Source organism: Kitasatospora aureofaciens (assembly GCF_019192735.1).
In the GTDB taxonomy this organism is placed as follows: Bacteria; Actinomycetota; Actinomycetes; order Streptomycetales; family Streptomycetaceae; genus Kitasatospora; species Kitasatospora aureofaciens_A.
In genome coordinates this window covers 13,744-37,199 of record NZ_JAHTKP010000044.1, presented here as the reverse complement: position 1 = coordinate 37,199, position 23,456 = coordinate 13,744, and the positions used below count along the sequence as shown (strand labels likewise).

The following is a 23,456-nucleotide window of genomic DNA, read 5'->3' as shown; positions in this document are numbered from 1 at the left end:
TTGCGGCTCTTGACCACCCCTGACACTACTTAACGTGATTGGACGTCAACGAACGACCCAGCATTTGAGTACTTCTACTCATGCGCGGCCGGCCGGGCCGCCGCCATTCTGGCGCCATGAACGCACCGATGCAGTCACGCACCACGGCCGCGTACTACGTCCAGGCCGTACTCTCCTTCGCCCTGTCCGGCACCACCCTCGCCGTCGGGATCGCCTACCTGCCGGTCGAGGGCTGGACCCGGGCCTTCCTCGGGCTCGGCCTGCTCTACACCGTCACCTCCTCGTTCACGCTCGCCAAGGTGATCCGGGACCGGCAGGAGTCCAACGAGATCGTCACGCGGGTGGACCAGGCCCGGCTGGAGAAGCTGCTCAGCGAGCACGACCCGTTCAGGGTCGAGGGGGCCTGAGGGGACCCGAGGGGACCCGAGGGAGCGCCTCCGCGGCCTCGTCGCGCCGACAGCTTGACGGCTAAGGCTATTAGCCTTAGCTTTATGGCTATCGGCAGCACCGCCGATGACCCGCAGCAGCGGACCGAGGAGGCCCACCATGAACGGCACCGTCACCCCCGCGACCCAGTACCTCGACGTCCCCGGCGGCCGGCTCGCCTTCGACGACACCCGGCAGGGCGACGGCGTCCCCGTCGTCCTGCTTCCCGGGATGCTCGACACCCGGGCCGCGTACCGGCACCTCCGCCCGCTGCTCACCGCCGCCGGCCGCCGGGTCATCACCATGGACCTGCGCGGCTTCGGCGAGTCCTCGATCGTCTGGGACGACTACACCCCGGCCGCCATCGCCACCGACGTCCTCGCCCTGCTCGGCCACCTCGGGATCGAGCGCGCCGCGCTGGTCGGAAACTCCTACACCGGCGCGACGGTGGTCAAGGTCGCCGGGGACGCCCCCGAGCGGGTCGCCGGGATCGCCCTGATCGACGCCTTCGTCGAGAACCTGCCGCAGAACGCCCTCATGCGCGGCGTCGTCCGGGTGATGGGCACGATGCTCGTCCACTCGCCCGCGTTCTGGGGCTTCTACCACCGCAAGATGGCCTACCCGGGCAACCGGCCGGCCGACTTCGACGCGTACGTGAACGGGCTGGTCGCCGCGATGCGCACGCCGGGGCGCAGGACCGCCATCCGCGGGCACGTCCGCGGCGACGCCTCGCCGATCGGCTGGACGGTCGCGGTGCGGTGCCCGGCGCTGGTCGTCATGGGCAGCGAGGACCCCGACTTCCCGAAGCCGGAGGTCGTCGCCGACCGGCAGGTCGCGGCGCTCAACGCCCGGAAGGTGATGATCGAGGGGTCCGGGCACTACCCGATGGCCGACAACCCGCAGGCCACCGCCGACGCCCTGCTGCCCTTCCTCGCCGAGATCGCCTGATCCCGGCCACCACGCTTCACGGAGAGACCGAACCATGCCCCGAGTCGGACTGACCCCCGAGCAGGTCGTCGACCACGCCCTCACCCTCATCGACGAGCAGGGCCCCGACGCCCTCACCCTCGCCGCCGTCGCCGCCCGGGCGGGCGTCGCCACCCCCTCGCTGTACAAGCACGTCCGCGGTGGGCTCACCGAACTGCGGCGGCTGATCGCCGTCCGGGTCACCGAGGAACTCGCCGCCCGCCTCGCCGACGCCGCCGTCGGCCGCAGCGGGGACGCGGCGGTCGCCGCCGTTCTCCGCGCCTACCACGCCTACGCCACCGAACACCCGCACCGCTACAACGCCCTCCCCCAGGCACCGCAGCCCGACGACGACCTCAACCAGGCCGCGGCCCGGCTGGTCGGGGTGATCGTCGCGGTCCTCCGGGAGTACGGCCTCGACGGCTCCGAAGCCATCCACGCCGCCCGCACCGTCCGCTCCCTCGCCCACGGCTTCGCCTCCCTCCGCATCGCCGGCGCCTTCCAACTGGCCGAAGACCTGACCACCACCCACGACCGCCTCATCGCCACGCTCACCAGCGGCCTCCACACCTGGCCCAAGCCCTGAGCCCCTGAAAGCCGGCCCGCGCCGCCGATCGGCGGGGCGGGGCGGGGCGGGGCGGGGCCGGACGCTGCGCCGGAAGTCGGCCTCGCCGACTTCCGGCGCCCGACGACCGCACCAACACGGGCAAGCAGCACCACTCAGGAGCGCGAACGGGCCGGACGGCCAAGCGGCGCCCCGCGCGAGAAGTCGGGCCCGCCGACTTCCTGCGGGCGTGGGCGGGGGGCCGCGCAGGGAAGCGGGGCGGGGGGCTTCCTGCGGGCGTGGGCGGGGGGCCGCGCAGGGAAGCGGGGCGGGGGGCTTCCTGGTGGGGGTGGACGGGTTAGTGTGGCCGGGCTGAATGGTGGTCATGACCGGGGACCGCCCCCTCTGGCGGAGGTCCCTTGTGCCCGCACTGATAGCGAGGGTGCGGCGGTGGTATCGGCGGCTGCTGGACGGGGATGCGCGGGCGGGGCGGGACACCCTGGTGGTGCTGCTGGCGCTGACAGTGGTGCTCGGGCTGCTGCCGATCGTGCTGCCGTACAGCTGGCCGCCGTCCGCGCTGGTGCTGCCGCTGGTGGTCGGGGGGCTGGTCCTGCCGCGCGGGCGGCTGCTGGTGCTGGTGTGTGCGGCGCTGGCGGGGAGCGTCCTGGGCGCGGTGATGCAGGATCCGGTCGGGGTGCGGCTCGGGGTGACCGTCGTGCTGGCCGCGACTGGGGCGACGGTGCTGGTGGCCAACCGGTTCCGGCACCGGCTGGGGCTGCGCGGCACCCAGGGCGATTCGATGCTGCTGGAACTCGCCGAGCACACCCGGACCCTGGCCCGGCTGCCGGACCGTCTGCTGGACTGGCACTTCGACAGTGCGCTCGCCCCGGCCGGCGGCGCCTCGTTCTCCGGGGACTTCCTGCTCTGCGCCCACCGCCCCGAGGACGATCTGCTGGAGCTGCTGCTGGTGGACGTGTCGGGCAAGGGCAGCCGGGCCGCCGCCCGGTCGACCCATCTGTCGGGCGCGTTCGCGATGCTGCTGGGCCGGGTGCCGCCGGAGGCGTTCCTGCCGGCGGCCAACGACCACCTGGTCCGGATGGGCTGGGAGGACCACTTCGCGACGGCCGTCCATCTCGCGCTGCGCCCGGCGACCGGCGAGTACCGCCTCTTCAACGCCGGCCACCCGCAGCCCGTGCAGTACCAACGGGCGGACGACGCCTGGGAGCTGTCCGGACCGGGCGGCCCGGCGCTGGGCCTGCTTCCGGGCGCACCGTATCCGGGGACGACCGGCCGGCTGGCGCACGGGGATTCGCTGCTGCTGTTCAGCGACGGTCTGGTGGAGGTGCCGGGCCGGGATCTGGACGAGGGGGTGGTCCGGCTGCTGGCGGCCGCGGAGCCGGAGGTGCGGACCCCCCGGACGCAGCAGGAGCTGACCCGGGGCGCGGCGGAGCGGCTGGTCCGGACGGTGGCGCGGAACGTCTCGGACGACCGGACGCTGGTGCTGGTGCGACGGGTGGGAACGCCCGGGTGACCATTCACGGGCTCGCCCTGCTGCTCCTGCACCGGATGTCACCTCTCCCGTAACACCGTGCACACGTTCCCCACATATCCCGGGACGCAACTCGGCCAACCGGCATGTGCCCGAAGTGCCCGCCATGCCCTGCTCCGGGGGAAAGCGGGCCCGCTCGGCGTCCGGATCGGGGGCGAACGAGGTTGGAATGAGGCCGTATTGACTGGATATTGACGAGATCCGGTCACTTGGCGAGATCCGTTCACACCTTCGTAGGATCATCACCCTAGAATTCGCCGCGTGACGATGACTCAGTGGTGCGTAACGGCAACCGGCGCGCTCGCCGCCCTCGCCCTCGTGGCCGCCGCCCACTACCGCGCCGTCTCCGTCACGCACCGCCGCCGGGCCGACCGGCTGCGCCGCGACGTCGCCCGGCTCCAGGAGCAGCTCACCGCCGAACTCTCCCTCCGCGGCGCCGACCTGGCCGCCGTTCAGCAGGAGCAGGAGCTCACCGCCTCCACCCAGCGGGCCTTCCTCAGCGTCGCCCGCCGGATCCTCGTCATGGCCCACGACCAGCAGGCCCTGCTCGACGAGATGGAGCGCACCCACGACGACCCGGCGCTCCTGGAGGGCCTGCTCAAGGCCGACCACGCCGCCGCCCAACAGGCCCGGCTGGCGCAGACCCTGGCGGTCCTGTGCGGCGCGCGGGCCGGGCGGCACTGGCCGGAACCGGTCTCTCTGGAGGACGTCGTCCGCGGCGCCCAGTCCCGCATCCTGCCGTTCCAGCGGGTGGTGGTGCGCAGCCGGATCGAGACCGCCGTGGTCGGCGCCGCCGCCGAGGCGCTGATCCACGCCGTCGCCGAACTGCTGGACAACGCCACCCGCTACTCCCCGCCCAGCACCCAGGTCTTCGTCACCCTCATGCCGGTGCACAACGGCGCCGTCATCGAGATCGACGACGGCGGCGTCGGCATGCCGGAACAGGCCGTCGCCAAGGCCGCCGCCGCGCTCGCCGGTGGCAGCACGCTGGAGGTGTCCCGGCTGGGCGAGGTCCCGCAGTTGGGCCTCGCCGCCGTCGGCCGGCTCGCCGAGCAGTACGGCTTCCGCGTCACCCTCAGCTCCGCGCCGTCACCGTACGGCGGCGTGCGCGTCGTCGTGCTGCTGCCGAACGCGCTGCTCACCGAGCCGCTGCCGCCCACCGTCCCCGGCCTCGGGCCGGACGACCGGGCGTTCAGCACCGGCCCCCGCCAGCCCTCCCCGGCGGGCGGCCACCCCCTGGTGGAGACCCCACCGCCCGCCGGCCCTCCCCCCGCGGGCGGCCCCACTCCGCCGCCGCTGCCCCGCCGGAGCCACCGGCGCGACCGCGCCGACCGCCCCGCGCAGCACGCCGCTCCCGCGCCGCCGGCGGCCCCGCCGTACCGCTCGGCCCGGGACGCGCAGGCGTTCATGGCGATGTTCCAGGCCGGCACCGCCAGCGGCCGCTCGGCCGCCCGGGCGCAGGCCCACACCGACCCTTCCCAACCCGCGTCCCCCCGACTTCCCCAGCGCTCCGGAGAGTTCCATGACCACCACCCCTGATCTCGGCTGGCTGCTCGCCGACATCGTCGCCGTCCCCGAGGTCCAGCACGCCGTCGTCGTCTCCAACGACGGCCTGGAGATCGGCCGCACCCCGGGCATCGTGCGCGAGGACGCCGAGCGGCTCGCCGCCGCCTGCTCGGGCCTGCAGTCGCTGGCCCGCGGGGTCGCGACGGGCTTCGGCGGCCCGGGCAGCGCCACCCGGCAGATCATCATCGAGTACGGCGGCGGCTACCTGTTCATCGTGGCCGCCGGGGCCGGCGCGCACCTGGCCGTGGTGACCGGCGAGGCGGTGGACGCCGGCCTGGTTGCCTATCAGATGCAGGTCCTGGTCGAGCGGATCGGCAGCCACCTCACCAGCCCGCCGCGGGTCGACCACGCGGCGGGGGGCCTTCGGTGAACGGGCCGGTCCGGCCGTACGTCATCACCGGTGGCCGCAGCCGGTCCACCCGGGCCGAGCTGGCCATCGAGAGCCTGGTCAGCGTGTTACCGGACCCGCCCGAGCTCCCCGAGCACGGACTGCTCAACCGGGAGCACCGGCGGATCCTCGGCCTCTGCCGGAGTCTGCTGTCCATCGCCGAGGTGGCGGCCCACCTGGGGCTGCCGCTCGGCGTCGTCAAGGTGCTGGTCGGCGACCTCTGGGACCTCGGCGCCGTCCAGGTGCTCCCGCCCGTCCCGCAGGCCGAACGCCTGCCCACAACCCTTCTGGAAGAGGTGCTCGTTGGCCTCCGCCAACTCCGCTGAAGCCCCCGCCGACATGCCGGCCGACCCGCAGTACCTGCCGTCCTCGGTCCAGGGCGCGGTGAAGATCCTGGTCACCGGCCCGTTCGGGGTGGGCAAGACCACGCTGGTCGGCTCGCTCAGCGAGATCACCCCGCTGCGCACCGAGGAGACCATGACGGCCGCCAGCAGCGGCGTCGACGACCTCACCGGGCGCGGCGACAAGACCACCACCACGGTCGCGCTGGACTTCGGCCGGATCACGCTCAACCCGCGGCTCGCGCTGTACCTGTTCGGCACGCCCGGGCAGCAGCGGTTCTGGCCGCTGTGGGAGGACCTGTCGCGCGGCGCGCTCGGCGCCATCGCGATGGTCGACCTGCGCCGGCCGGACGAGAGCTTCGAGGTGCTCGGCCGGCTGGAGGAGCAGCGGATCCCGTTCGCGGTGGCCGTCAACACCTTCCCGGACACGCCGAGTTACCCGGAGGAGGAGCTGCGCTCGGCGCTCGACGTGCTGCCCGAGGTGCCGATCCTGTACTGCGACGCGCGCGACCGCCGCCAGTCGTACGACCTGCTGATCGACTTCGTCGACCACCTGCACCGGATGTCCGTCCTGGAGCTGCACGGATGACCGCGCCCGAACCGCCGAGGGCCTCCGGCTGCCCGGTCGCGCACGGCGCCGGCCTGCCGGCGGGCGTCCCGCTGACGCCCCTGTACGGCGCCGCCGTCGCCGACGACCCGCACGGCCTGTACGCCCGGCTGCGCGCCCGGTACGGACCGGTCGCGCCGATCGAGCTGGAGCCCGGGGTCGAGGCCTGGCTCGTCCTCGGCTACGCCGAACTGCTCGAACTCACCCGCAACGAGGAGCTGTTCTCCAAGGACTCGCGCCGCTGGCGGGTGCCCGCCGAGGGCCGGCTGGCCCCCGACTCGCGGCTCGCCCCGATGACCTCGTGGCGGCCCACCCTGCTCAATCTGGACGGCGCCGAGCACCAGCGGCTGCGCGCCGCCGTCGCCGACACGCTCGCCCAGATCGACCACCGCCAGCTGCGCGAGACCACCGAGGCCGCCGCCAACGACCTCATCGACAGCTGGGGTCCGGACGGCACCGCCGACCTGGTCACCCAGTACGCCCGCGCCCTGCCGCTCCTGGTCTTCACCCAGCTGGTCGGCCTGCCCGCCGCGGCCGGCCCGCACCTGATCGAGCTGATCAGCCACTTCGTGGACAGCAGCGCCGAATCGGTGCGCGCCAACGCCGAGTTCCAGGCCATCCTGGTCGACCTGGTGCAACGCCGCCGGGCCGCCCCGAGCGCCGACCTCACCTCCTGGCTGCTCGCCCACCCGGCCGCGCTGACCGACGAGGAGGCGGTGCACCACCTGGTGGTGATGCTGGTCGCCGGCAACGAGACCAGCATCAACTGGACCGGCAACACGCTGCGGCTGCTGCTCACCGACCGCCGGTTCCGGGCCACCCTCACCGGCGGCCGGCTCACCGTCTCCGACGCGCTGGAGGAGGTGCTCTGGCGCGACCCGCCGACGCAGAACTTCCCCGGCCGCTGGGCCACCACCGACACCGTGCTCGGCGGCCAGTACATCAGCGCCGGGGACATGCTCGTGCTCGGCCTGGCCGCCGCCAACGCCGACCCGGCCGCCCAGGGCGTCGCCTCCGCCGCGCAGGGCTCGCTCGGCGGCAACCGCGCCCACCTCGCCTGGGGCGCGGGCCGGCACGTCTGCCCGGCCCAGCACCCGGCCCGGATCATCGTCGAGACCGCCGTCGAGACCCTGCTGCACCGCCTGCCCGACCTCCAACTCGCCGTCCCGCCAAGTGAGTTGTCCTGGCGCCCGTCGCCGTGGTCGCGCGCCCTGCTCGGCCTGCCGGTGCTCTACAGCGCCTTCACCCCGCCCCGCCCGCCAGCCCCCGAGAGGCCCGCATGGACTCCGCCGCCACTCCCCCCGGAACCGGCCCTCGGCCCGTCCGGCCCGTCCGGCTCGACCCCTTCGGACGCGACCAGCACGGAGAGAACGCCCGGCTCCGGGAAGCCGGCCCGGCGGTCCAGGTGGAGCTCCCTGGCGGGGTGGTGGTCTGGGCGATAACCCACCACGACACCCTGCAGGCGCTGCTCGCGGATCCCCGGGTGGGCAAGAACGCCCAGCTGTGGACGACGTTCCGGGAGGGCCGCCTGCCGGAGGGCTGGCCGCTGCTCAACTTCATCACCGTGCCCGGCATGGTCACCGCCGACGGCGAGGACCATCGGCGGCTGCGCGGCCTGGTCAGCCAGGCCTTCACACCGCGCCGGATCGCCGACCTGGCGCCCGCGATCGAGGCCAGGACCGTCGCACTGCTCGACGAGGTCGCCGAGCTGGACGGCGAGTTCGATCTGCGCAAGCACTTCGCCTACCCGCTGCCCATGCAGGTGATCGGCGAACTGCTCGGCCTCGCGGTGCAGCAGCAGGACGAACTGCACGAGCTGTCCGACACGCTGGTCTCCAGCGCGGCCACCCCCGAAGCGGCCGTCGCCGCGCAGCGGGGACTGAACACGCTGCTCGCGTCCGTGGTCGCGGCGAAGCGCGCCGAGCCCGGCGACGACCTGACCACCGACCTCATCGCCGCCCGCGAGTCCGGGGACCGGCTCAGCGAGGCGGAGCTGGTCGGCACCCTGCTGCTGATGCTCGTCGCCGGGCACGAGACCACGCTCAACCTGATCACCAACGCCGTCCGCGCCCTGCTCGCCCACCCCGAGCAGCTGCGGCTGGTGCTGGACGGCGAGCAGCCGTGGTCGGCGGTGGTCGAGGAGACCCTGCGCTACGACTCCCCGGTCGGGCAGTTCCCGCTGCGGTACGCGATCGAGGACATCGAGGTCGGGGACGTGGTGATCCCGCGCGGCGAGGCGCTGATCGCCTCGTACGCGGCGGCCGGGCGCGACTCCGGGCACCACGCGGACGCCGACCGCTTCGACCTCACCCGGCGGCCGAACCGGCACCTGTCGCTCGGCCACGGCCCGCACTTCTGCCTCGGCTCCGGGCTGGCCCGGCTGGAGGCGGAGACCGCGCTGCGGCACCTGTTCGAGCGCTTCCCGGGCCTCGCCCTCGCGGAGGGCGAGGCGCCGGAGCCGATCGCCTCGTTCATCAGCAACAGCGTGCGGACCCTGCGGGTGACGGTCTGAGCCACCCGGTTACCTGAGGGCGGCCCGGGTCGTTCGGCAGGGCATGAAGAAACTCGCCACCCTGGCCGCCCTCACCATGGCGGGCCTCGCCCTCGCCGCCCCGGCGGCCTCCGCCACCACCCAGACCGCGGCCTCGCCGGACGCCACCGGCGGCCTCACCGACGGCCTCAACCTCTCCCCGGCCGACCTCGCCATCCACGCGGCCGGCAAGCTGCCGGTGGTCGGGCACACCGCCCATGAGGTGGAGCAGGTCGGGACCAACCAGATGACCCACCCGGGGCTCAGCGGGCAGATCGGCTGAGCCCGGCCGCACTGACCGACCCCCGTCCGGTCAGTCCTGCCGTCAGCCCTGCCGTCAGCCCTGCCGTCGGCTCCGGGAGAGCTCGTTGAGCTCCTGGTAGGTCAGCCCGCCGTCGAGGGCGGTGTACGTGCCGCTCGCGTACACCTCCTCGGCGGCCCGGCGGACGGCCGCGAACGCCGCCTTCGCCAGGCCCGGGCCGAGGCTGACCCGGGCGACGCCGAGCTTCGCCAGCTCCGGGACGGACGGGGAGCCGGGCCCCGCCAGCACGTTGAGCGGCGCGGGGACCGCCTCGACCAGCGCGGCGATCGTCGCCGGATCGGCGACGCCGGGGACGAACACGCCGTCCGCGCCCGCCTCGACGTAGGCCAGCAGTCGACGCACCGCTTCGTCCAACCGGCCATCCGGATCGCCGAGTTGGTGGAGGAACACGTCGGTTCGCGCGTTCACGAAGGCCGGGACGCCCGCCGCGTCCGCCGCCGCCCGGGCCGCCGCGATCCGCTCGGCCGCCTCGGCGAGCGGCCGGCCCTCGTCCTCCAGGTTGACGCCGACCGCGCCGGTGGCGAGCAGCGCGGCCACCGTCTCGCCGACTCCGGCGGCCGTCGCCGCGTAGCCGCTCTCCAGGTCCGCCGTGACCGGCAGCTCCGCCACCGCGCGGACCACCAGCGCCGTCTGCGCCAGCACCTGCTCGCGGTCGGCGCCGCCGCCGTCCGGGCTGCCGAGCGTCCACGAGACGCTCGCGCTGGCCGTCGCGACCGCCCGGGCGCCCGCGGCGGCGACCAGCCGGGCGCTCACCGCGTCCCAGGCGTTGGCGAGCACCAGCGGCTCGCCCGGGCGGTGCAGCTCGCGGAGGAGCCGGGCCTTCTCCTGTGGGGTGCTCGTCATCGCCGGCCCCTACTTGGCGGCCGGGCTGAGCCGGGAGGCGACGCCGATCCGGTTCCAGGCGTTGATGGTGGCGATCAGCGCGATCAGCTGGGCCAGCTCGGCCTCCTCGAACTGGGCGGCGGCCTCGTTGTACACCGCGTCCGGCACGTGCCCCTGGGTCAGCAGGGTGACCGACTCGGTGAGCGCCAGCGCGGCGCGCTCCTTCGCGGTGAACCACGGGGTCTCGCGCCAGGCCGGGAGGGAGACCAGGCGGTGGTCCTGCTCGCCGTTCTTCACGGCGTCGGTGGCGTGCATGTCGATGCAGAAGGCACAGCCGTTGATCATCGAGGCGTGCACCTTGACCAGCTCGGCCAGCTTCGGGTCGAGGCCGATCCGGGAGGCGCGGTCCACGGCGAACATCGCCTGGTAGTAGTCAGGGGCGAGCTGCGGGACGGAGATGCGCTGCTCGGGGGCGGGCACGGGGGTGTCGGTGGCTGCGGTCTCGTTCGTCGTCGTCATGGCCACCAGCCTAGGCAGGGAGTGGCCCCCTGGCCTGGTGCATTCACCACCCGCGTCCCTGGGCCAATTCCGGACGCGACTCGCCATTCCGGTGTGCGAACGGACGTGCGAGGATCACTGGCAGGACGAGGTCAGGGGGCCAGGATCGTGTGTACGGCGTTCGTCAGCATCGAGCCGGGGGCGGCGGTACCCGTCCTGCTGCTCTCCGTCCGGGACGAGTACCTCGGCCGCCGCTGGCTCCCGCCGGACCACCACTGGCCGGACCGGCCGTCCCTGATCGGCGGGCTCGACCTCGCCGCGGGCGGCACCTGGTTCGCCGTCGACCCCGAGCGCCGGGCCGCCGCCTGCCTGCTCAACGGCTTCGGGCCGCTCGCCCCCGCCGAGACCCGGCTCTCCCGCGGCGAACTCCCGCTCACGGCCGTCCGGGAGGGCGGCATCGGCCACCTCGACCTCACCCCGTACGACCCGTTCCACCTCGTCCTGGCCGGGCCGCACGGCGCCCGGGTCACCAGCTGGGGCGACGGACGGCTGTCCGAGCGCGAGCTGTCGGCCGGCCTCAGCGTGGTGCTCAACGACGGGCTGGAGGGCCTCGCCGAGAGCCGGACCACCTCCGAACGGATCCGCGCCCTGATGGCCGCCCGCGCCGACCACTTCCGCGCCCGGTTCGCCGCCGCGCCCCGGCCCGAACCGGCCGGCGACGGGCCCACCGAGGCCGCGTGGGGCGCCTGGCTGCCGATCGTCTCCGGGGACGGGCTGGCGCTGGACGACGACGCGGCGCTGATCCAGCGGCGCGACTTCGGCGACGGGCGGATCTGGGGCTCGTCCTCCGTCTCGCTGCTCGCCGTCGGGCCGGACCGGCTGCGCTACGACTTCGGGCCGGCCCCGGTGCCCGCCGGGGGCGGGGCGTGGCGGCGGGTGCCGCTCGGCTGACAGCCGCGTCGGCGGCACGAGCTCCCGCAGACGAAATTGCTGTCAGGGAACGACCTGCCGGCACAACCCACTTGAACCTTCCCCTGCGGGAGGCTGCATCGTGATGTCCGTCGACCGCGAAGGAGGTCCCGATGAAGAACCGTCGCCGCCCGGCGACCGTGCTGCCCGCCGCCCTCCTGGTGGCCGGCACCGCGCTCGTCGCCGCCGGAGCCGCGCTGGTGCTCAGCCACGCGGCCGAGCGGGCGATGTCGTCCACCGCACTGCTCGCCGCCTGGCTGCACCTGCTGATCACGTACGTCCGGGTCGCGCACCCGGCTGCCCACTGACCGACGGACGGTCCGGGTGTCCGGGTGTCGCCGAGGCGTCCACTCGATGAACTTCCGGCAGCAGGCCTGCCGGGCGTCTACATGGCGGTAGTAGGTTCGCGTGGGCTCCCCCTGATCAGATCCCCGAGCGAAGGTGCGCGATGTCCACCCTGACCTACCCGGAAGCGATAGGCGTCGGCCTGCTGCAGGGTGTGACGGAACTCTTCCCGGTCTCCAGCCTCGGCCACAGCATCCTGCTGCCCGCGATCATCGGCGGGAAGATCCAGCAGGACCTGGACATGACCGCCGACGGCTCGTCCTACCTCGCCGTCCTGGTCGGACTGCACCTGGCCACCGCGCTCGCGCTGGTGGTCTTCTTCTACAAGGACTGGATCCGGGTCATCAGCGGCCTGTTCTCCTCGATCCGCCACCGCCGGGTCCAGACCCGGGACGAGAAGCTCGCCTGGCTGCTCATCATCTCCACCATCCCGGTCGGCGTCGCCGGCCTCGCCCTGGAGAAGGCCCTGCGACACGCCCTCGGCAAGCCCGTCCCCGCCGCGATCTTCCTCGCCCTCAACGGGCTGGTGCTGCTCGGCGCCGAGCGCCTCAAGCGCGGCGGTACCGGCCGCCGCCGGGCCGGGCACGCCGCCCCGCCGGCCGGGGAACCCGGCATGGACCCGGCGATCGCTTCCGACCACCGGCTCGCCCGGCTCACCTTCCGCCAGGGGGCCTGGATCGGCGCCGCCCAGATCCTCGCGCTGTTCCCCGGCATCAGCCGCTCCGGCGTCACCATGAGCGCCGGCATCCTGCGCGGGCTGCACCACGAGGACGCCGCCCGGTTCTCCTTCCTGCTCGCCACGCCGGTGATCATCGCCGCCTCCGCGCTCAAGGTGCCCGAGCTGTTCAAGCCGGAGAACTCCGCCGTCCTCGGCCCGGTCGTGGTGGGCAGCATCGCCGCCTTCGTCGCCGGGTACGTCTCGGTGCGCTTCCTCACCAAGTACTTCGAGACCCGCAGCCTGACGCCGTTCGCGATCTACTGCTTCGTGGCCGGCGTCGGCAGCGCGGTCTACCTGTCGATCTGAGCCGCTCCGCGCACGATCCGGGCCGCTCCGCGCACGATCCGGGCCGCTCCGCGCACGATCCGGGCCGCTCGGCTCACGATGTGAGCTGCTCCGCTCACACCTCCGCCGCGAGGAGCCGGGCGAGTTCGCGCGGCGCGGAGAACATCGGCCAGTGCCCGGTGTCCAGTTCGGCCAGCCGCCAGTGCTCGCTCTCCAGCAGCCCGACGACGTGGCCGAACGGCTCCGGCCAGTCCAGCAGGCACTTGACGTACGTCGCCGGCAGATCGGCCATCGCACCGGTCAGCACGGCCGGTTCGGTCAGCGAGGCGCCCGGGTGCGGCGTCGAGCCGGCGACGATGCGGGCGATCTGCTCGTCGGTGAGCCCCTGGTCGGCGAAGTCCGGTGCGGTGAGCGGCGGCCAGAAGCCGTCGTTCGTCGCGATCGCCACCGCCACCTCCTGCCCGTTCCCGGCCTCCGAGACGAAGGACACGCCGTCCTGCGGCACGTTGGCGTCCACGAACACCACCCGGGCCAGCCGGTCACCGATCAGCTCGGCGGCCTGGCCCACCGGGATGCCCGAGTAGCTGTGCCCGACCAGCACGACGTCCCGCAGGCCGAGGCGCTCCACCTCGCCCACGACGTCCTCGACGTGCGTCCGCTGCCCGGCCGGCACGCCTCGCCGCTCCGCCAGCCCGGACAGCGTCAGCGGGTAGGCCTGGTGCCCGGCGGCCCGCAGCTCCGCCGCCACCTCGTCCCACGCCCACGCGCCGAGCCACGCGCCTGCCACGAGTACAAAGTTCGCCATGGGTGCACCGTAGCGCGAGGATGTGACAGAGCATCGGGACGCCAACAGCGCTGCGGCACACCACTGGCCGGGGGCCGGCCGGCGCGAACCGGCCGGTCCCCGGGGCCGGTCAGCCGGCCAGGCCGAGCGCCGCCAGCCGGGCCGGGTCGGTGAGGATGTCCAGGCCGGTGATGCGGCCGTCCCGGATCGTGAACGACATGACCGACAGCGGGCGCCCCTCGGCGAACGAGACCACCCCGGGCGAGCCGTTGACCAGCACCAAGCGGGCGTCGGCGGCGAACCGGGCGAAGGTGATCGCCTGGGACGCGACGTCGGCCGCACCGCGCCGCAGGACGCTCGGCACCAGCGTGCCGCCGTCCGAGCGGGCCACCACCTCGGGGTCGAGGACGGTGAGCAGCGCGTCGAAGTCGCCCCCGCGCGCGGCGGTCAGGAAGGCCTCCACCACCTGCTTCTTGCGGGCCAGGTCGGTGTCCGCGGCCGGGGTGGCGCCCTGGACGCGGCGACGGGCGCGGCTGGCCAGCTGGCGGGTGGAGGCCGAGGTGCGGCCGAGGACGGGCGCGATCTCGTCGAAGGGCACGTCGAACATGTCGTGCAGGACGAAGGCCAGCCGCTCGGCCGGGGAGAGGGTCTCCAGGATCACCATGAGCGCGATGCCGACCGAGTCCGCGATCAGGACCTCCCGCTCCGGGTCGATCGAGGCCGGCCCGCCGACGACCGGGTCCGGCAGCCGGACCAGCCCCTCGTGCTCGGGCAACGGGTCCTCGCGGCGCGAGGCGCGCGAGCGCAGCTGGTCCAGGCAGACCCGGCCGACGACCGTGGTCAGCCAGGCGCCGAGGTTCTTCACGTCGCTCACGTCGCTGCGGCTCAGCTTCAGCCAGGCCTCCTGGACGGCGTCCTCGGCCTCGACGACCGAGCCCAGCATCCGGTAGGCCACCGAGCGCAGTTGGGGCCGCTCCGCCTCGAAGCGCTCGGCCAAAAACATCTCCCCGTTCACCTGTCACATCCTCGCGTCGGGATCCGTCGGTTCAATGACGGACGCTAACGGATCACAAGGAGGAAGAGGTCCTGGCCGCGATGCACCGCCACCAGCCCCGCCTGGCGCAGCAGGGCTGAACCCTCGCGGGGACGTCACGGGATAATCCCGGTGATGAGCACCTCCTGGACCACCTTCGGCGGCGACCTGCACCTCGACCTCACCGAGCGGCGCGCCGCCGGGGCCGGGCTGCGGGCGGCCCTGGAGGACGCGCTGCGCGAGGCGGTCCAGGACGGGCGGCTCGCACCCGGCACCCGGCTGCCGTCCTCCCGGGCCCTCGGCGAGGACCTCGGGATCGCCCGCAACACCGTCGTCGAGGCGTACGGGCAGCTCACCGCCGAAGGCTGGCTCACCTCCCGGCAGGGCTCCGGCACCACCGTCGCCGAGCGGGCCGCGCCGTCCGCCGGCCGACGGGCCGCCCGGCCGGCACCGGAGGGGCGGGCCGCCCGGTACGACCTGATGTCCGGGCGGCCCGACCTCTCGCTCTTCCCCCGCACCGCCTGGCTCGCCGCCGCCCGCCGGGCCCTCGCCACCGCGCCGCACGATGTGTTCGGGTACGGCACCCCGCTCGGACGGATCGAACTGCGGCAGGCTCTCACCCACTATCTGGCGCGCGTCCGCGGCGTCCGCACCGACCCCGACCACCTGCTCATCTGCAACGGCGTCACCCAGGGGCTCGGCCTGCTCTGCGCCGCCCTCCGCGAACGCGGGGCGCGCGAACTCGCCGTCGAGGCGTACGGGCTGCCGCCGCAGCTCGCCGTCGCCCGCGCCGCCGGGCTCGCCACCGTGCCGCTCCCGCTCGACGAGGCCGGCGCCCAAGTCGACCGGCTGGACGACCGCCCCGGCGCCGTCCTGCTCACCCCCGCCCACCAGTTCCCCACCGGGGTACCGCTGGCCCCGGAGCGGCGGGCGGCCGCGGTGCGGTGGGCGCGCGAGCACGACGGGTACGTCATCGAGGACGACTACGACGGCGAGTTCCGCTACGACCGGCAGCCGCTCGGCGCGATGCAGGCGCTCGACCCGGAGCGGGTGGTGTACGCCGGGACGGCCGCCAAGAGCCTCGCGCCGGGGCTGCGGCTGGCGTGGCTCGCCCTGCCGGACGCGCTGGTCGAACCGGTCGCGCGGCTGAAGCAGCTGGCCGACACCATGTCGCCGGTGCTCGACCAGCTGACGCTCGCCGAACTGATCACCTCCGGCACGTACGACCGGCACGTCCGCCGCTGCCGCCTGCACTACCGGCGCCGCCGGGACCGGCTGGTCGCCGCCCTCGCCGAACACGCCCCGCACGTCCGCGTCACCGGCATCGCGGCCGGCCTGCACGCCGTCCTCCGGCTGCCGCCCGGCTCCACCCCCGAGGCCGGCCTCCTCACCCGCGCCGCAGCCGCCGGGCTCTCTCTCAACGGTCTCACCTGGCACCGCGCGGAGGACGCCGCCGGTATGGAGGACCTGCCGCCATCCCTCGTCATCGGCTACGGCACCCCGCCGGAGCACGTGTTCCCGGCGGCGCTGGAGGCGCTCTGCGAGCTGCTGCGCGAGGGGTGAGAACGGGAGGGGTGAGAGCGGGAGGGGTGAAGGGGGAGCCGCTGAACTACCTGTTGCGGCCGCCCAGTTCGAACAGAAGCATGATGAACCCGGCGAAGGCGTGGATGCCGGCGGTGTAGATGACCAGGCGGATGCCGACGCGGCGGTCGGCCCACTTGCCCGCGTCGACGGTCTTGGGCGCGGCCGGGGTCGAGGTGGTGGTGGGATCGGCCATGGGAATCTCCTCAGTGCGGTGCGGCAGGGCCGCCGCCGAGGCAGAGTTCGCCTCCGGGGCTCTGCAGCAGGGTGTGGACGAAGAGCAGTTCGACGCCGTCCGCCGAGTCGGCGGCGATGCAGTGCGGGGTGAGCGAGTCGAAGTGGGCGGAGTCGCCGGGGTCGAGGTGGTGACCGCGGTCGCCGAGGGTCAGCCTGAGCCGGCCCTGGAGGACGTACAGCCACTCCTCGCCCGGGTGGACCCGGACGACCGCGTCCTGGACGCCCGGGGGGACGTGGACGCGCAGGGCCTGCATGGCCCGGCCGGGGGCGCCGGCGCGGCGGTAGCCCCAGCCGCCGGCCCGGCCGGGTTCGATGGCGCCGCCGCGGACCACCGGGTCGGGTTCGGCCATGGTCTCGCCGAGCAGGCCGGAGACGGAGGTGCCGTAGGCGCGGGCGAGGCCGAGCAGGACAGGGAGGGAGGGCTGACGGCGGCCGGTCTCCAGCCGGGACAGATAGGCTGGGGAGAGTCCGATCCGGGCGGCTGCCACCTCCAGGGTGAGGCGGCTGCTGAGGCGGTGCTCGCGGAGGCGGGCGGCGAGGCCGGCGACCTCCTGATCGTCGAGCTGGTCGCCGGTGGCGGGACCGGTAGCGCTGGTGGTCATGTGACCAGTGGACACCTCACCTGCCGCGCGGGCAAGGACATTGCCTCAGAGGCAAAACGGACTCATGGTCGCGGGATGTTGCGCAGGTTGCTCCGCGCCAGGTCGATCATCCGGCCGACCCCGCCCGAGAGGACCGTCCGCCCGGCGGCCAGCGCGAAGCCCTTCAGCTGGGCGGCGGTGATGTACGGCGGGATGGACAGCGCGTTCGGGTCGGTGACGACGTCCACCAGCGCGGGGCCCGGCCGTTCCAGCGCCTCGGCCAGCACCTCCCCGACCCGCCCCGGCTCGGCGACCCGCTTGGCCGGGATGCCCATGGCCCGCGCGATCCCGGCGTAGTCCACGTCGCCGTTGTCGATCTCCGACTCGGGGTAGCCGGAGACCAGCATCTCCAGCTTGATCATGCCGAGCGCACCGTTGTTGAAGACCACGGTCTTCACCGGCAGCCGGTGCTTGGCGACGGTGAGCAGTTCGCCGAGCAGCATGCCGATCCCGCCGTCGCCCGCCATCGCGATCACCTGCCGTCCGGGGCAGGCGAGTTGGGCGCCGATGGCGTGCGGGAGGGCGTTGGCCATCGAGCCGTGCAGGAAGGAGCCGATGACCCGGCGGCGGCCGTTCGGCTGGAGGTAGCGGGCGGCCCAGACGTTGTTCATGCCGGTGTCCACGGTGAACACGGCGTCGTCGGCGGCGACCTCGTCGAGCACCGAGGCGACGTACTCGGGGTGGATCGGCAGGTGCTTCTCGATGTCCCGGGTGTAGGCGCTGACGACGCCCTCCAGGGCCTTGCAGTGCTTGCGCAGCATCTCGTCGAGGAACCCGCGGTCGGTCTTCTGCTCCAGCAGCGGCAGGACGGCCCGCAGGGTGGCGGCGACGTCGCCGTGGACGGCCAGGTCGAGGACGGTCCGGCGGCCGAGCCGGGTGGCGTCGTGGTCCACCTGGACGGTGTGGGCCTGCGGGAGGAAGGAGTCGTACGGGAAGTCGGTGCCGAGCAGCAGCACCAGGTCGGCGGAGTGCAGGGCCTCGTGGCAGGCGCCGTAGCCCAGCAGGCCGCTCATGCCGACGTCGTACGGGTTGTCGTGCTGGATCCACTCCTTGCCGCGCAGCGAGTGCCCGACCGGCGCGTGCAGCGCCTCCGCGACGGCCAGCACCTCGGCGTGCGCGTCGCGGACGCCCGCGCCGCAGAACAGGGCCACCCGGCGGGCCGCGTTGAGCGCCTCGGCGAGGGCCTGCACCTGGGACCAGGGCGGCGCGGCGACGGCCTGCTCGGTGAGGAAGCCGCCGGTGCCGGTGGGGCCGGCGGCGGGCAGCGCGGCGACGTCGCCGGGGAAGGCCAGCACGGAGACGCCGCGGGCGCCGAGCGCGTGCTGGATGGCGATCCGGAGCAGCCGGGGCAGCTGGGCGGGGGTGGAGAGCATCTCGCACCAGCTGCTGCAGTCGGTGAACACCCGCTCGGGGTGGGTCTCCTGGAAGAAGCCGGTGCCGATCTGCCCGGACGGGATGTGGGAGGCGAGCGCGAGGACGGGCAGGCCGCTGCGCTGGGCGTCGTAGAGGCCCTGGATCAGGTGAGTGTTGCCGGGGCCGCAGGAGCCGGCGCAGACGGCGAGGCGACCGCTGAGCTCGGCCTCGGCGGCGGCGGCGAAGGCACCGGCCTCCTCGTTGCGGACGTGCACCCAGCTGATGCCCTCCGCCCGGCGGATGGCGTCGACGACGGGGTTGAGGCTGTCGCCGACCACGCCGTAGACCCGCTCCACCCCGGCCTGCCGGAGCACCTCCACCATCTGTTCGGCCACGCTCGCCACGGGTGCTCCTCCATCGGCCACCGGCTGCCACAGGACACCTGCACCCTCCGGCGCGAAGGCCCGCCCCGCACGGCGGGGCGGGCCGAACGGGTGAGGGGCGGGGGCCGCCAAAAAGGCCGGGCCCGCCCACCAGGACCGGGGGCGGGCCCGGGCGGGCTACTCCGCCGCGAGGTGGTCCGGGGACTGGCCCACCTTGCCGGTGGCCAGGCCGGCCTGGGCTTGGCGGCGGGCCGGTTCGCGGCCGGGGGGCTGGGTGCAGCGCTCCTGGGCGGGCGGGGCGGTGGTCGGCAGGGTGACCGGTTCGCCGGCCTTGACCTGCACCCCCTCCCCGTCGTGCCGCAGGTGGATCACCTCGCCGCGGCGCAGCGTGTACGTCGTGCCCTCGTGGGTGATCTCGACGCCGAGCAGCATGCCCCGGACCAGCAGCGAGAAGCCGAGCTTCATCAGCCCGGCCGGCAGCCGGGGCCGGAAGGACAGCGTCTCGCCGTGGTCCCGCAGCCCGCCGAAGCCGGCCACCAGGGCGATGCAGGCCCCGGCGAGGGAGGCCATGTGCAGGCCGTCGCGGGTGTTGCCACCGAGGTCGTGCAGGTCCATGAGGGCGGCTTCGGCGGTGTAGTCGTACGCGAGGTCGAGCTGGCCGACCTCGGCGGCGATCACCGCCTGGGTGCACGCGGAGAGCGAGGAGTCGCGGACGGTGAGGCGCTCGTAGTAGGCGAAGTTGCGGGCCTTCTGCTCGTCGGTGAAGGCGTCGCCGCGGACCTGCATGGCGAGCACCAGGTCGGCCTGCTTGACGACCTGCTTCCGGTACAGGTCGAAGTACGGGTAGTGCAGCAGGAGCGGGTAATTCTCGGGCGGGGTGCGCTCGAAGTCCCAGACCTGGTGGTGGGTGAAGCCGTCGGCCTGCGGGTGGACGCCGAGGCTCTCGTCGTACGGGATGTACATCGCGGCGGCGGCGTCCCGCCAGGCGGCGGTCTCCTCGGTGTCGACGCCGAGGCCGGCGGCCTCGCGGGGGTGGCGGCCGGCGGCCTCGGCGGCGGCGCGCAGGTTCGTCTGCGCCATGAGGTTGGTGAAGACGTTGTTGTCGGCGACGGCGCTGTACTCGTCGGGGCCGGTGACGCCCTCGATGCGGAACTTGCCGGCGGCGTCGTGGTGGCCGAGCGAGCGCCACATCCGGGCGGTCTCGACGAGGAGTTCGAGCCCGTACTCGCGCTCGAAGTCGATGTCGGCGGTGGCCCGGACGTAGCGGGCGACGGCGGCGGCGATGTCGGCGCCGATGTGGAAGGCGGCGGTGCCGGCCGGCCAGTAGCCGGAGCACTCCTCGCCGCGGATCGTCCGCCAGGGGAACACCGCGCCGGACAGGCCGAGTTGGGCGGCCCGGTCGCGGGCGAGCGGGAGGGTGGTGTGCCGCCAGCGCAGGGCCTGCTTGACGGCGCCGGGCAGGCAGTAGGTGAGCACCGGCAGGACGAAGGCCTCGGTGTCCCAGAAGCTGTGGCCGTCGTAGCCGGGGCCGGTCAACCCCTTGGCGGGGATGGCGCGTTCCTCGCTGCGGGCGCCGCCCTGGAGGACGTGGAAGACGGCGAACCGGACGGCCTGCTGGAGTTCGACGTCGCCCTCGATCTCGATGTCGTTGGTCTCCCAGAACTCCCGCAGGTAGTCGGCCTGTTCGGCGACGAGGCCGTCCCAACCGGTGTACCGGGCGGCGGTCAGCGCGGCCTCGACCTGGTCCCGGACGGCGGGCAGCGAGCGGGTCGCGGACCAGCCGTAGGACATGAACTTGACCAGCCGCAGCCGCTGTCCGGGTTCGAGGACGGTGGTGACGCTGATCCGGCACTGGTCGGCGCCGGCCTCGGCGACGGTGTCGAGCTTCTCCGGACCCTCGATGACGTGGTCCATGCCGGCCGCGACCCGGATGCCGCTGTAGCGGGTGCGGTGCACCAGGACGGCCTTGGTGCCGTCGGCGTGGTGCGCCTCGGGCTGGAGCGGCGCCTCCAGCATGGCGGCGCCGCGCGGGTCGCCCTCGGGGCCGCCGGGGAGCTGCTCGTTGGCGACGAGTTCGGACTGGAGCACGATCCGGACCGGGCCGTCGACCGCCTCGACGCTGTACTCGACGGCGGCGATGGCGCGTTGAGTGAGCGAGACGAGCCGGGTGGAGCGGACCCGGATGGTGCACCCGGCCGGGGAGGTCCACTCGGCCTCGCGGTGCAGCAGGCCGTCGCGGAAGTCCAACCACCGTTTGTGGCTGATGAGTTCGCCGTAGCGCAGGTCGAAGGGCTCGTCGTCGACCAGCAGCCGGATGATCTTGCCGTTGGTGACGTTGATGACGCTCTGGCTGGACTCGGGGTAGCCGTAACCGCCCTCGCCGTACGGCAGCGGGCGCAGTTCGAAGACGCCGTTGAGGTAGGTGCCGGGCAGGCCGTGCGGCTCGCCCTCGTCCAGGTTGGCGCGCAGGCCGATGTGCCCGTTGGAGAGCGCGAAGACGGATTCGGCGCGAGCCATCGCGGTCAGGTCGAGGCCGGGTTCGGCGATCTGCCACGGGTCGACGGCGAAGTTGTCGGACACGCTCATGCGCCCACCTCGCTGCCCTCGGTGGGCGCTTCGCGCAACGCGCACCTCTCAATGATTCTCTCGCTTCGCTCGCTCATGCGCCCACCCCGCTGCCCTCGGTGGACGCTTCGCGCAACGCGCACCTCTCGACGATTCTCTCTCCCCCAGCCTCCGGCCGGGGGTACCCCCACCGCTCGCTCATGCCTGCTCCCCCAGCAGTTCGGAAAGGTCCTCGACGACCACGGTGGCGCCGTCCCGGCGCAGTTCGGCGGCCTGGTCGGTGCGGTTCACGCCGACCACCGCGCCGAAGCCGCCGGCCCGGCCGGACGCGACGCCGGCGAGCGCGTCCTCGAAGACGGCGGCGTGCGCGGGTTCCACGCCGAGGGTGCGGGCGGCGTGCAGGTAGGTGTCGGGGGCCGGCTTGCCGGGCAGGCCCTCGCGCTTCGCGACGATGCCGTCCACGATGACGTCGAACAGGTCCTCGATGCCCGCCGCCCGCAGCACGTCCCGGCAGTTGGCGCTGGAGGAGACCACCGCCCTGGGCAGTCCGAGGGCGCGCAGCCGGCGCACGTAGGCGACCGAGCCGTCGTAGGGCTGGACGCCCTGTTCGCGGATCATGCGCAGCACGGTGTTGTTCTTGGCGAGGCTGATCCCGTGCACGGTACGGGCGTTGGGCGGGTCGGCGTCGGTGCCCTCGGGCAGGTCGATGCCCCGGCTGTGCAGGAACTCGCGGGTGCCGTCGAGGCGCGGGCGGCCGTCGACGTAGGCGTCGTAGTCGGTGACGGCGTCGAAGGGGACGAACTGCCCGCCGGTGCGGGCGGCTTCGGCGCGGAGGAAGGAGTCGAAGGTGTCCTTCCAGGCCGCGGCGTGCACCTTGGCGGTCTGGGTGAGGACCCCGTCGAGGTCGAAGAGGAAAGCGCGGATGTCGTCCGGTAGGCCCAGCATGGGTGCAGTCTTACCCGGGAACGCGGGGAAGCCGCCCATTTCCCGGCGGCGCGTCGCGGGAAGGGCAGCTTCCGGTTGGCCGGCGGCCTGAACGGCGGCCGGACCGGCGGTGGTCACGGGCACCGACGTGGTCACGGACACCGGCTCACGGCGAGTCGGGCGTCTGCCCCTCGGGCGCCGCGATCACCGCGAAGACCGCGCCCTGCGGGTCCTGGACGACGGCCAACCGGCCGGCCTGCATGTCGAACGGCGGCTGGAGCACCGAGCCGCCCGCCTTGACCAGGGCGTCCACGGTGGAGTCGGTGTCGTCCACCGAGAAGTACGCCATCCAGTGCGGGGGCGTCTGCGGGGCCAGGTACGGGGGAAGCAGCTGCATGCCGCCCACCGTGCGCTCGCCGACGTTGAACGAGAAGTAGCCCTCCATGCCCTGGATGGTGGCCGGGCGCAGTCCGAGGGCCTGGTGGTAGAAGCGGCCGGCGGCGTCGGTGTCGGTGGTGTTGAGCTCGTTCCAGGTCAGCGCGCCGGGCTCGTTGACCACGCCCGCACCGATGAAGTCCACCTTCTGCCAGACGCCGAACACCGCACCGGTCGGGTCGGCGGCGACCAGCATCCGGCCGACCGTGCCGACGTCCATCACCGGGTAGAGGATCGTGCCGCCGGCGTCGGCGACGGCCCGGCTGCTGGCGTCGGCGTCGTCGGAGGCGAGGTAGGTGGTCCAGGCGACGGGCGGCAGCGGCTGGCCCTCGGGCGCGGACCGCGCCATGATCCCGGCGACCGGCCTGCCGTTGAGCGTGCACACGGCGTAGCCGCCGAACTCGGCCGGGCCGACCTCGCCCTGCCAGCCGAACAGGTCGCGGTAGAAGTCGAGCGCGGCCTGCTGGTCGCTCGCCATCAGGTCGATCCAGCACGGGGTGCCGGGCTTGTACGGAGCGGTGACTGCGGGCATTGCGGGGCCTCCCGAAGGCAGTGGTCGCCGGCGGCGCGCGCCGGGGCGGACGGGCTCGGCCGTCCGGTGCCGGCATCTGGCATTCCGGCTTGCCGGCTTTCCGGCCGTCCGG

25 protein-coding genes are annotated in these 23,456 nt (G+C 73.9%); 15 read left to right on the top strand and 10 right to left on the bottom strand.

Annotated features, from left to right (window positions below):
- The first annotated feature begins 128 nt into the window (after positions 1-128).
- The 11 genes from KV557_RS30660 (at position 129) to KV557_RS30615 (ending at position 9,200) form a co-directional block, all read left to right on the top strand.
- Positions 129-407 (top strand): YiaA/YiaB family inner membrane protein, encoded by a 279-nt coding sequence (locus KV557_RS30660; RefSeq protein WP_256178183.1) that lies wholly within the window; start codon positions 129-131, stop codon positions 405-407.
- 139 nt (positions 408-546) lie between these two features.
- Positions 547-1,374: an alpha/beta fold hydrolase gene (locus tag KV557_RS30655; RefSeq protein WP_218204806.1), complete on the top strand. Its 828-nt coding sequence runs from the start codon at positions 547-549 to the stop codon at positions 1,372-1,374.
- Positions 1,375-1,408: 34 nt separating this feature from the next.
- Positions 1,409-1,978: a TetR/AcrR family transcriptional regulator gene (locus KV557_RS30650; RefSeq protein ID WP_218204805.1), complete on the top strand. Its 570-nt coding sequence runs from the start codon at positions 1,409-1,411 to the stop codon at positions 1,976-1,978.
- 379 nt (positions 1,979-2,357) lie between these two features.
- Positions 2,358-3,467, top strand: coding sequence for a PP2C family protein-serine/threonine phosphatase (locus KV557_RS30645; RefSeq protein WP_218204804.1), 1,110 nt, complete (start codon positions 2,358-2,360; stop codon positions 3,465-3,467).
- Positions 3,468-3,752: 285 nt separating this feature from the next.
- Positions 3,753-5,024, top strand: coding sequence for an ATP-binding protein (locus tag KV557_RS30640; protein WP_256178192.1), 1,272 nt, complete (start codon positions 3,753-3,755; stop codon positions 5,022-5,024).
- Positions 5,008-5,421, top strand: coding sequence for a roadblock/LC7 domain-containing protein (locus tag KV557_RS30635; protein ID WP_218204802.1), 414 nt, complete (start codon positions 5,008-5,010; stop codon positions 5,419-5,421). The genes KV557_RS30640 and KV557_RS30635 overlap by 17 nt, the downstream gene beginning before the upstream one ends.
- Positions 5,418-5,765, top strand: a complete 348-nt coding sequence (locus tag KV557_RS30630; protein ID WP_218204801.1) for a DUF742 domain-containing protein — start codon at positions 5,418-5,420, stop codon at positions 5,763-5,765. Before KV557_RS30635 ends, KV557_RS30630 begins: the two co-directional genes overlap by 4 nt.
- On the top strand, positions 5,743-6,369 hold the full coding sequence (locus KV557_RS30625) for a GTP-binding protein (protein ID WP_374106695.1): 627 nt from the start codon (positions 5,743-5,745) through the stop codon (positions 6,367-6,369). Before KV557_RS30630 ends, KV557_RS30625 begins: the two co-directional genes overlap by 23 nt.
- Positions 6,366-7,829, top strand: coding sequence for a cytochrome P450 (locus tag KV557_RS43225; protein WP_256178182.1), 1,464 nt, complete (start codon positions 6,366-6,368; stop codon positions 7,827-7,829). The genes KV557_RS30625 and KV557_RS43225 overlap by 4 nt, the downstream gene beginning before the upstream one ends.
- Positions 7,793-8,899 carry a cytochrome P450 family protein gene (locus KV557_RS30620; protein ID WP_308130149.1) on the top strand — a complete coding sequence of 369 codons (1,107 nt, stop codon included), beginning with the start codon at positions 7,793-7,795 and terminating at the stop codon, positions 8,897-8,899. The genes KV557_RS43225 and KV557_RS30620 overlap by 37 nt, the downstream gene beginning before the upstream one ends.
- 43 nt (positions 8,900-8,942) lie before the next feature.
- Entirely contained in the window at positions 8,943-9,200 is a 258-nt protein-coding gene (locus KV557_RS30615; RefSeq protein WP_218204799.1) for a hypothetical protein, read from the top strand.
- Between the two features lie 54 nt (positions 9,201-9,254).
- Here KV557_RS30615 and KV557_RS30610 read toward each other — a convergent pair whose 3' ends face one another.
- Positions 9,255-10,082, bottom strand: a complete 828-nt coding sequence (locus tag KV557_RS30610) for an isocitrate lyase/PEP mutase family protein (RefSeq protein ID WP_218204798.1) — start codon at positions 10,080-10,082, stop codon at positions 9,255-9,257.
- A 9-nt stretch (positions 10,083-10,091) separates the two neighbouring features.
- Complete coding sequence (locus KV557_RS30605; protein WP_218204797.1) at positions 10,092-10,580, bottom strand: carboxymuconolactone decarboxylase family protein; 489 nt, start codon at positions 10,578-10,580, stop codon at positions 10,092-10,094.
- A 147-nt stretch (positions 10,581-10,727) separates the two neighbouring features.
- Between KV557_RS30605 and KV557_RS30600 the strand changes: the two genes are divergently transcribed.
- The 3 genes from KV557_RS30600 to KV557_RS30590 all read left to right on the top strand — a co-directional run bounded on the left by KV557_RS30600 (position 10,728) and on the right by KV557_RS30590 (position 12,897).
- Positions 10,728-11,510, top strand: a complete 783-nt coding sequence (locus KV557_RS30600) for an NRDE family protein (RefSeq protein ID WP_218204796.1) — start codon at positions 10,728-10,730, stop codon at positions 11,508-11,510.
- Positions 11,511-11,641: 131 nt separating this feature from the next.
- Positions 11,642-11,836, top strand: a complete 195-nt coding sequence (locus KV557_RS30595) for a hypothetical protein (protein WP_218204795.1) — start codon at positions 11,642-11,644, stop codon at positions 11,834-11,836.
- Positions 11,837-11,976: 140 nt separating this feature from the next.
- Positions 11,977-12,897, top strand: coding sequence for an undecaprenyl-diphosphate phosphatase (locus KV557_RS30590; protein ID WP_218204794.1), 921 nt, complete (start codon positions 11,977-11,979; stop codon positions 12,895-12,897).
- 94 nt (positions 12,898-12,991) lie between these two features.
- Here KV557_RS30590 and KV557_RS30585 read toward each other — a convergent pair whose 3' ends face one another.
- Positions 12,992-13,681: an alpha/beta fold hydrolase gene (locus KV557_RS30585; protein ID WP_218204793.1), complete on the bottom strand. Its 690-nt coding sequence runs from the start codon at positions 13,679-13,681 to the stop codon at positions 12,992-12,994.
- Positions 13,682-13,790: 109 nt separating this feature from the next.
- On the bottom strand, positions 13,791-14,675 hold the full coding sequence (locus KV557_RS30580) for a sigma-70 family RNA polymerase sigma factor (protein WP_218204792.1): 885 nt from the start codon (positions 14,673-14,675) through the stop codon (positions 13,791-13,793).
- 153 nt (positions 14,676-14,828) lie between these two features.
- Here KV557_RS30580 and pdxR point away from each other — a divergent pair, with 153 nt between their 5' ends.
- Entirely contained in the window at positions 14,829-16,256 is a 1,428-nt protein-coding gene (gene pdxR, locus KV557_RS30575; protein ID WP_218204791.1) for a MocR-like pyridoxine biosynthesis transcription factor PdxR, read from the top strand.
- 46 nt (positions 16,257-16,302) lie between these two features.
- On the opposite strand, the gene KV557_RS43220 is transcribed toward pdxR, so the two are convergent.
- From KV557_RS43220 to KV557_RS30545, 6 genes are all read right to left on the bottom strand, one after another.
- Positions 16,303-16,470, bottom strand: a complete 168-nt coding sequence (locus KV557_RS43220) for a DUF6126 family protein (protein ID WP_256178181.1) — start codon at positions 16,468-16,470, stop codon at positions 16,303-16,305.
- Positions 16,471-16,480: 10 nt separating this feature from the next.
- A complete protein-coding gene (locus KV557_RS30565; RefSeq protein ID WP_218204790.1) occupies positions 16,481-17,113 on the bottom strand; it encodes a helix-turn-helix domain-containing protein in 633 nt (210 codons plus the stop codon).
- Between the two features lie 62 nt (positions 17,114-17,175).
- Positions 17,176-18,909 carry a pyruvate dehydrogenase gene (locus KV557_RS30560; protein WP_308130148.1) on the bottom strand — a complete coding sequence of 578 codons (1,734 nt, stop codon included), beginning with the start codon at positions 18,907-18,909 and terminating at the stop codon, positions 17,176-17,178.
- A gap of 156 nt (positions 18,910-19,065) precedes the next feature.
- The gene (locus KV557_RS30555; RefSeq protein ID WP_218204789.1) at positions 19,066-21,474 is read right to left on the bottom strand and encodes a glycoside hydrolase family 65 protein; all 2,409 of its coding nucleotides are present in this window, start codon (positions 21,472-21,474) and stop codon (positions 19,066-19,068) included.
- A 177-nt stretch (positions 21,475-21,651) separates the two neighbouring features.
- A complete protein-coding gene (locus KV557_RS30550; protein ID WP_218204788.1) occupies positions 21,652-22,398 on the bottom strand; it encodes an HAD family hydrolase in 747 nt (248 codons plus the stop codon).
- Between the two features lie 145 nt (positions 22,399-22,543).
- The gene (locus KV557_RS30545) at positions 22,544-23,344 is read right to left on the bottom strand and encodes a VOC family protein (RefSeq protein ID WP_218204787.1); all 801 of its coding nucleotides are present in this window, start codon (positions 23,342-23,344) and stop codon (positions 22,544-22,546) included.
- Positions 23,345-23,456: the final 112 nt, after the last annotated feature.